Annotated in this window: 7 protein-coding genes; 4 read left to right on the top strand and 3 right to left on the bottom strand. The window is 73.2% G+C overall.

Going from position 1 to position 6,776, the window contains the following annotated elements; genetic code table 11:
- Positions 1 to 140 precede the first annotated feature (140 nt).
- Complete coding sequence (locus PUR56_RS05590) at positions 141 to 1,349, bottom strand: serine hydrolase domain-containing protein (protein WP_329948075.1); 1,209 nt, start codon at positions 1,347 to 1,349, stop codon at positions 141 to 143.
- A 247-nt stretch (positions 1,350 to 1,596) separates the two neighbouring features.
- On the opposite strand from PUR56_RS05590, the gene PUR56_RS05595 reads away from it, so the two are divergent.
- From PUR56_RS05595 to PUR56_RS05610, 4 genes are all read left to right on the top strand, one after another.
- On the top strand, positions 1,597 to 2,136 hold the full coding sequence (locus tag PUR56_RS05595; protein ID WP_329883852.1) for a VOC family protein: 540 nt from the start codon (positions 1,597 to 1,599) through the stop codon (positions 2,134 to 2,136).
- Between the two features lie 116 nt (positions 2,137 to 2,252).
- Positions 2,253 to 3,509, top strand: coding sequence for an MFS transporter (locus PUR56_RS05600; protein ID WP_329948076.1), 1,257 nt, complete (start codon positions 2,253 to 2,255; stop codon positions 3,507 to 3,509).
- Entirely contained in the window at positions 3,506 to 4,483 is a 978-nt protein-coding gene (locus PUR56_RS05605; RefSeq protein WP_329948077.1) for a transaldolase family protein, read from the top strand. The genes PUR56_RS05600 and PUR56_RS05605 overlap by 4 nt, the downstream gene beginning before the upstream one ends.
- A gap of 63 nt (positions 4,484 to 4,546) precedes the next feature.
- Positions 4,547 to 5,851 (top strand): MFS transporter, encoded by a 1,305-nt coding sequence (locus tag PUR56_RS05610; RefSeq protein WP_329948078.1) that lies wholly within the window; start codon positions 4,547 to 4,549, stop codon positions 5,849 to 5,851.
- A 155-nt stretch (positions 5,852 to 6,006) separates the two neighbouring features.
- Here PUR56_RS05610 and PUR56_RS05615 read toward each other — a convergent pair whose 3' ends face one another.
- Together PUR56_RS05615 and PUR56_RS05620 are read right to left on the bottom strand one after the other, a co-directional pair.
- The gene (locus PUR56_RS05615) at positions 6,007 to 6,216 is read right to left on the bottom strand and encodes a DUF397 domain-containing protein (protein ID WP_329948079.1); all 210 of its coding nucleotides are present in this window, start codon (positions 6,214 to 6,216) and stop codon (positions 6,007 to 6,009) included.
- 138 nt (positions 6,217 to 6,354) lie between these two features.
- On the bottom strand, positions 6,355 to 6,564 hold the full coding sequence (locus PUR56_RS05620; RefSeq protein WP_329948080.1) for a DUF397 domain-containing protein: 210 nt from the start codon (positions 6,562 to 6,564) through the stop codon (positions 6,355 to 6,357).
- Positions 6,565 to 6,776: the final 212 nt, after the last annotated feature.

The following is a 6,776-nucleotide window of genomic DNA, read 5'->3' on the forward strand; positions in this document are numbered from 1 at the left end:
GCCACCCGACCGGCAAGGGCCCCCGACCCCCGTGGGGGCCCTTGCCGTTTCCGCCTGTCCGGCCGGGCCCGCCCGTCCGGGCCCGCTGCTGTCAGCAACGTCGCCGCCGTCACTGCCGTCGACGGCTTCCCCGGCGGGTCTCAGGACCGGCCCTCGGGCATCAGCCCCAGGTCGGTCACGTCCGCCGCCAGCGCCTTGAGCAGCGAGCCGGCCCGCTTGTCGTCCGGCCCCAGCGCGATCAACCGGTTCATCACGTACGAGACCCCCAGCCCGACCCGGGGCCACGCCTGGTTCGCCGAACCGCCGCCGCCGTCATGGCCGAAGGTCTCCCCGTCCGGGCCGGGCCGCTCGGCCGTCCGCAGCCGGTACCCGCCGCCGCCGTACGCCATCACCACGTCGATCAGCCGGTCCGTCTTGCGGGCGTACACGCCGCGCGCCTCGTCCATGGTCGTCCGGGAGAGCAGCAGCGGGGCGTCGTCCCGCGGGCGGACGGCGTCCTCGGCCAGGATCCCGTACAGCGTCGAGAACGCCCGGGCGGTGCCGCTCACGTTGATCGCCGGTATCAGCGCGGACCGGCGATCCGGACGGCCCCAGACGCCTTCGTCGTCCGGGAACGGCTGCGGGTTCTGCCAGATCCGCCGGGTCAGCGGGTCGTCGCTGTGGAAGAAGCCGGTGAACTGGGGCAGGAAGTTGGTCCCGTAGGTGGTGCGGGCCAGCCGGGGCCAGTCGGCCGGGCCGGTGCCGTAGTGGATGTCGAGCCCCAGCGGCCCGGCGATCTCCTCGCGGAAGAACCGGTCCAGCGGGCGGCCGTCCACCCGGCGGATCAGCTCGCCGACGATCCAGCCGGCCGACAGCGGCCCGTACAGGATGCCGTCGGCGCGCGGGTCGCTCTCCAGCTCCTGGGCGGCGATCAGCTTCGCCATCAGGACCGGGTCGTTGGCGTCGTCCTGGCTGACCGGGGCCCACATGCCGGGCAGCCGACCGGTGAAGGTGACCACCTCCCGGACGGTCACCGCGGCCTTGCCGGCCGCCGCGAACTCGGGCCAGTAGTGGGGGACCGGGCGGTCCAGCTCGATCGCACCGCGGTCCACCAGCTTCAGCAGCGCGGTGACGGTGATGCCCTTGCTCCCGGAGAAGATCGTCTGGAGCGTGTCCCGCTCCCAGCGGGCGCCGGTCCGCGCGTCCGCCGTCCCGCCCCAGAGGTCCACCAGCGTCTCCCGGCCCAGGTGGACCGAGAACGCGGCGCCCAGATCGTCCCGTTCGAGCAGGTTGCGCTCGAACTCGGCACGGACCCGCTCGAATCCCGGGGCCACCCGGCCGGCGACGTGAACCTCGGACGTGATCGTCATGTGAACCAGCTCCGCTCGAATACGTGGGAGAAATTCCCGATCGGCCCAACAGCAGAACACAGTCGGCCGGAATCGTGAACGCCCGGAGCGCCGGTTTGGCACCTTGACAAAGTCCGCCGGAGCTCGTTGCCCCCACCGCCGGTCGGCCCCATTCTCGAATCAGCCGGCTGCGGACAGCCGGCCGGGAAGTCCCGCCGGGCCCACCGGCGGGATCCCTCGGAACGGGATCGAACGAAAGAGGATTCCCATGGCCAAGATTCCGGGCGCCCGGGCGGTCCACCACATCGCCTACACCGTGCCCGACCTCCGGCAGGCCGTCGACTTCTTCGTCGACGTCATCGGCGCCGAACTCGCCTACCGCCTCGGCCCGGTCGAGGACCCGGAGACCGACTGGATGGCCCGCAAGCTGAACGTCGACCCGCGGGCCTCCGCGAACATCGCCATGCTCCGCCTCGGCCCCAACGCCAACCTGGAGCTCTTCGAGTACACCGCCCCCGAGCAGGACCGCGAGCAGCCGCGCAACAGCGACATCGGCGGCCACCACTTCGCGATCTACGTCGACGACGTCGACAAGGCCGCCGACTACCTGCGCAAGCACCCCGGCGTCACCATCCTCGGCGAGCCCGAGACCATCGAGGACGGTCCGATCAAGGGCGACCGCTGGGTCTACTTCACCACCCCCTGGGGCATGAGCATGGAACTCATCAACATGCCCTCCGGAATGCCGTACGAACAGGCCACCGAAACCCGCCTCTACCTCCCCTCCGAATACTGGCCGGAGAGCTGACGGCCATGCCGGACAGCACGGAGACCAGAACGGCCGACGGCTCGCAGAATTTCCCGGAAAGTCCTTCGGCGGCTTTTCCGAAGGACTTTCCGGAAAAGGATCGGGTCGCGCGGCAGGTGAATCACCCGGCGAATCACCCGGCGTTCCTCGCCCTGGCGCTCACCGCCTTCGTCGTCGGCACGTCGGAGTTCGTCGTCGTCGGAATCCTCGGCCCGATCGCCGACGGTTTGGGGACCGGACTGGGCACGGTCGGCCTGCTGGTCACCGGCTACGCCCTGGGCATCTCCCTCGGCGGGCCGGCCCTCACCGCACTGACCCTCCGGCTGCCGCGCCGCACCCTGTTGCTCGGCGCGCTCGCCGCCTACGTGGCGGCGAGCGCCGGCGGGGCCGCCGCCGGGAACGTCGCCGTCCTGCTGGCCGCCCGCTGCGCGGCCGGGCTCGCCCACGGGGTGATCGTCGGCGCCGCCACCAGCGTGGCCGTCGCCCTGGCTGGCCCCGGCCGCCAGGGGCGGGCCATCTCGCTGGTCTTCGGCGGCATCTCGGTCGCCACCGTGCTCGGCGTGCCGCTCGGCACGCTGGCCGGGCAGTGGCTCGGCTGGCGCGCCGCACTCGCCGCCGTCACCGTGCTCGGGGTGCTCGCCCTGCTGGCCGTCCGGCGGACCGTCCCGCCGACCGCGGCCATGGGGGCGGCCAGCCTGGCCGGACAGCTCCGGGGCGCGCTGTCCGGCCCGGTCCTCGCCGTGCTGGGCATCGCCGTGGTGCTGTTCACCGGCCAGTTCACCGCGTACACGTACCTGGCCGGCTACCTGGAGGGCGTCACCGGCGTCACCGGCGGGCTGGTCGGCGCGTACCTGCTCGCCTTCGGCGCGGCCAGCGCCGTCGGCACCTTCGCCGGCGGCCGGCTGGCCGACCGCCGGGCCGCCGGCACGCTCACCCTGGGCTGCGCCGGACTCGCCGCCGCACTGCTCGCGCTGCACCTGTTCGGCCGGTCCGGGGCCGCCGCCGCGGTGATCGTCGCGTGCTGGGGCCTGGTCGGCTTCGGTCTGGTCCCGGCCCTGCAGTCCCGGATCGTCGAACTCGCCGGCTCCGGCGGTGACTTCGCGGCCACCCTGGGTGTCTCGGCGGCCAACGCCGGAATCGCCGCAGGGGCCGCGCTCGGCGGCCGGACGGTCACCGCGCACGGGGTCGGGCCGGTGGTCCCGCTCGCCGCCGCGATCTGCCTGGCCGCCCTGGTCGCGGTGGCGGCCAGCGCGCGGCTGCGGCCCGCCGACCCCGCCGGTCGCCCCGCCCCCTCCCCTCCACCCGCTCCCGGAACCGTGCCACCCACTCCGCACCCCCGCCCCCTCGACCCGGAAAGGACCGTCCCCGCATGATCGGCACCTTGGAGCGCCCCCCGGTACGCACCGCCACCGGCCTCGGCGTCTGGTACCAGCACACCCCGTCCGGCGCCGCCGGCCACGACCGGATCCGCCACCTCGCCGAAGCCGGCCGGATCACCTCCGTCGCCCTCACCGGACCGGTCCCGGAGAGTGAACTCCGCCTGCTGTGCGACGTGTTGCTCCCCGCGTACAAGCGCAGCGAAGGACGCGACGGACTGATCTCCGTACCGGTCGCCGCCCGCACCCGCGCCGCCACCGCCCAACTGCACGCCGCCCGCCGGCTGGCCGCCACCGTCGCGCGGCCCAACCTGCTGGCCGCCCTGCCGGCCTCCGACGCGGGCGTCGCCGCCCTGACCCCGCTGCTCGGCGAGGGCATCGGCGTCCGGCTCGGCCCGGTGCACTCCGTCACCCGCTACCGGCAGGCCGTCCGGGCCCACCTCGACGGGCTCGAACTCGCCCGCTGGCGCGGCCTCGACCTCACCACCCTCGGCTCCGTCGCGGCCTTCGGCGTCGGCGGCATCGACGTCGAGATCGACGCCCTGCTCGACCGGGCCGGCAGTCACGAGGCCAAGGCCCTGCGCGGGATGGCCGGAACCGCCACCGCCCGGCTGGCCCGCCGGATCCACGCCGACGCCCACGACCCCGACGCCTCCGCCCGCTGGCGCGCCCTCACCGCGGCCGGCGCCCGACCGCAACAACTGGTCTGGACGCAGCTCTACCACGGCGTCCCCGGCCACCGGACCGCCGACTACCTGGACGGGCTCGCCGCGCCCGGCGACACGGTCGAACTGTGCACCCCGGCCCTGGAGTCGATCGACGGGCCGCTCCCCGCGCGGGCCCCGCAGAGCCGGCGCGAGGAGGCGGAGGCGCACGCCTTCACCGAGCGGCTGGTCGCCTACCTGCGGTGGTTCGACATCCGGCACGAGTCCGTCCTGCACGAGCTCGACGCCTCCCACGCCCACCACTAGCCGGTCGATCACGTCCGGCCCCACTGCGCCCGGCCCGACCCGCCCCAGGAGGGGAACCCGCTCATGGCACCGCAGCTCCACCTGGACATCGCACCGCCCACCGCGCCCGACGTCGCACCACCACCCGTGCCCCGTATGGCCCTCGCCACCGGCGTGGTGGCGCTCGGCGGCCTGCTGTTCGGCTTCGACACCGGCGTCATCTCCGGTGCGCTGCTGTTCCTCAAGGACCAGCTCGCGCTGAACGCGTTCCAGGAGGGCGCGGTCATCTCCGCGCTGCTGCTCGGCGCGGCGGTCGGCGCGCTGGCCGGCGCCCGGCCGGCCGACCGCTTCGGCCGCAGGAAGGTGCTGATCGGCGTCGCCGCCACGTTCACCGTCGGGCTGCTGCTCGCCACCCTGGCCCCCGACTTCTGGACCCTGCTGGCCGCCCGGGCCGTCCTCGGCCTCGCGGTCGGCAGCGCTTCGACGGTCGTGCCGCTCTACCTGGCGGAGATCGCACCGCCGAGGCTGCGGGGGCGGATGATCACGGTCAACCAGATCCTGCTGACCGTGGGGATCCTGGTGTCGTACCTGGTCAACCTGGCCTTCGCGGACGCCGCCGACTGGCGGGCCATGTTCGCGGTCGGGCTGGTGCCGTCCGTGGCGATGCTGATCGGGACGCTGTTCATCCCGGAGACGCCCGCCTGGCTGGACGGCCGCACCCGGACGGCGCGGACCGAGCGGCCGCGCGCCCTGCTCACCACCCCGGGGGCGCGGGCCGCGCTGGTCATCGGGGTGACGCTGGCGGCGGTGCAGCAGTTCGGCGGAATCAACTCGATCATCTACTACGCGCCGAGCATCATGGCCCGGGCCGGGCTTCCGGCCACCGACTCGATCGGCTACTCGGTGGCGATCGGCACGGTGAACGTGGTGCTCACGATCGCCGCGATCCCGCTGATCGACCGCGTCGGGCGACGCCCGCTGCTGCTCTGGTCGCTGGGCGGCATGGCGGTCTCGCTGGTGGCGCTGGGCGTGGCCCTCGGGCCGCAGCAGCCGGGGCCGGTCGCCGACGCGGTCGCCCTGGTCGCGATGACGTCGTACGTGGGGGCGTTCGCGATCGGGCTGGGGCCGGTGTTCTGGATCCTGGCGGCCGAGATCTTCCCGCCCGAGTCGCGGGCGCGGGGGACGGGCCTGTGCGCACTGGTCAACTGGGCCGCCAACTTCGTGGTCGGCCAGGCCTTCCTGCCGACGGCCGATGCGATCGGTGAGCGCTGGGTGTTCTGGTTCTTCGCGGCGGTGTCACTCGGGGCGGTGCTGTTCGTGGCACGGAAGGTGCCGGAGACCAAGAACCGGTCGCTGGCGGACATCCAGCACGCGCTGGCCGCCCGGTGAGCGCCCCCGAGGAGGAGCGGCCCGGGCCGCTCGCGGAGGGCGCGACCGCCCTGGCCCGCTGGCGCGCGGGCGTGCCGCCCCCGCCGGAGGAGGCCGGGGAGGAGAGGTAGCCGGAAGGCCCCGCCCGGTCGGGCGGGGCCTTCCGGCACCAAGCATCAGACCTCTCCGAACTCCCCGGCCCGGACGGCAGCGACGAAGGCGGCGAAGGCAGCGGCCGGAAAGAGGAGAGCGGGGCCGTGGGGGTCCTTGGAATCGCGGACGGGAACGATGCCGGGGAGTTCGGGGGCAATCTCGACACACGTGCCCCCGTTGTCGCTGTACGTGCTCTTGCACCACCGGGCAGTCGTGAGGTCGACACGCGTCATCCGGGAGCCCTTCCACAAGGGAGTTGGTACCAGCACCGTTCACGGTACGCGCGCCGAACGACCGGGTGAATCCCAGAACCGGCCGAGTACGACGATGGCCCTGACCGGTGAACGGTCAGAGCCATCGGGCGATGGCGATCAACCCTCACCGAATTCGCCGGCCTGGAGGGCAGTGACGAAGGAGCGCCACCCATCGACAGGGAAGACGAGCGCAGGACCGGATGGGTCCTTGGAGTCACGGACGGGGACGAGGTCGGAAGAACCGAGCGCTACCTCAACGCAGTTGCCGCCCTGCTGGCTGTACGTGCTCCTGCGCCAGTGAGAGATGGTGCGGTCGATGCCTGCCATCCGATGGCCCTTCGGCGGGGGAGTCAGCTCTGCCACAAGCCAAGGTACGTGCACCGAACAACCAGGCACACCCCTAGTAGTACTTCGTTAACTTGTATTGATCTTGGTCGGCCTGTCGGGCATCCTGGTCGGCGTGAACTTGGGGGAGATTGAGCAACTCCGTGGCGAGTTGGCCGCGTTCGTGGCTGAGGTGTTCGCATCGGTGCCGCGGA

Source organism: Streptomyces sp. BE303 (assembly GCF_036290945.1).
Taxonomy (GTDB): domain Bacteria; phylum Actinomycetota; class Actinomycetes; order Streptomycetales; family Streptomycetaceae; genus Kitasatospora.

Bases quoted from the DNA above. Each gene is read 5' to 3' on its own strand.
- PUR56_RS05590 (WP_329948075.1), bottom strand. From the start codon at position 1,349: ATGACGATCACGTCCGAGGTTCACGTCGCCGGCCGGGTGGCCCCGGGA.
- PUR56_RS05615 (WP_329948079.1), bottom strand. From the start codon at position 6,216: ATGACGCGTGTCGACCTCACGACTGCCCGGTGGTGCAAGAGCACGTAC.
- PUR56_RS05620 (WP_329948080.1), bottom strand. From the start codon at position 6,564: ATGGCAGGCATCGACCGCACCATCTCTCACTGGCGCAGGAGCACGTAC.
- PUR56_RS05605 (WP_329948077.1), top strand. From the start codon at position 3,506: ATGATCGGCACCTTGGAGCGCCCCCCGGTACGCACCGCCACCGGCCTC.
- PUR56_RS05595 (WP_329883852.1), top strand. From the start codon at position 1,597: ATGGCCAAGATTCCGGGCGCCCGGGCGGTCCACCACATCGCCTACACC.
- PUR56_RS05610 (WP_329948078.1), top strand. From the start codon at position 4,547: ATGGCACCGCAGCTCCACCTGGACATCGCACCGCCCACCGCGCCCGAC.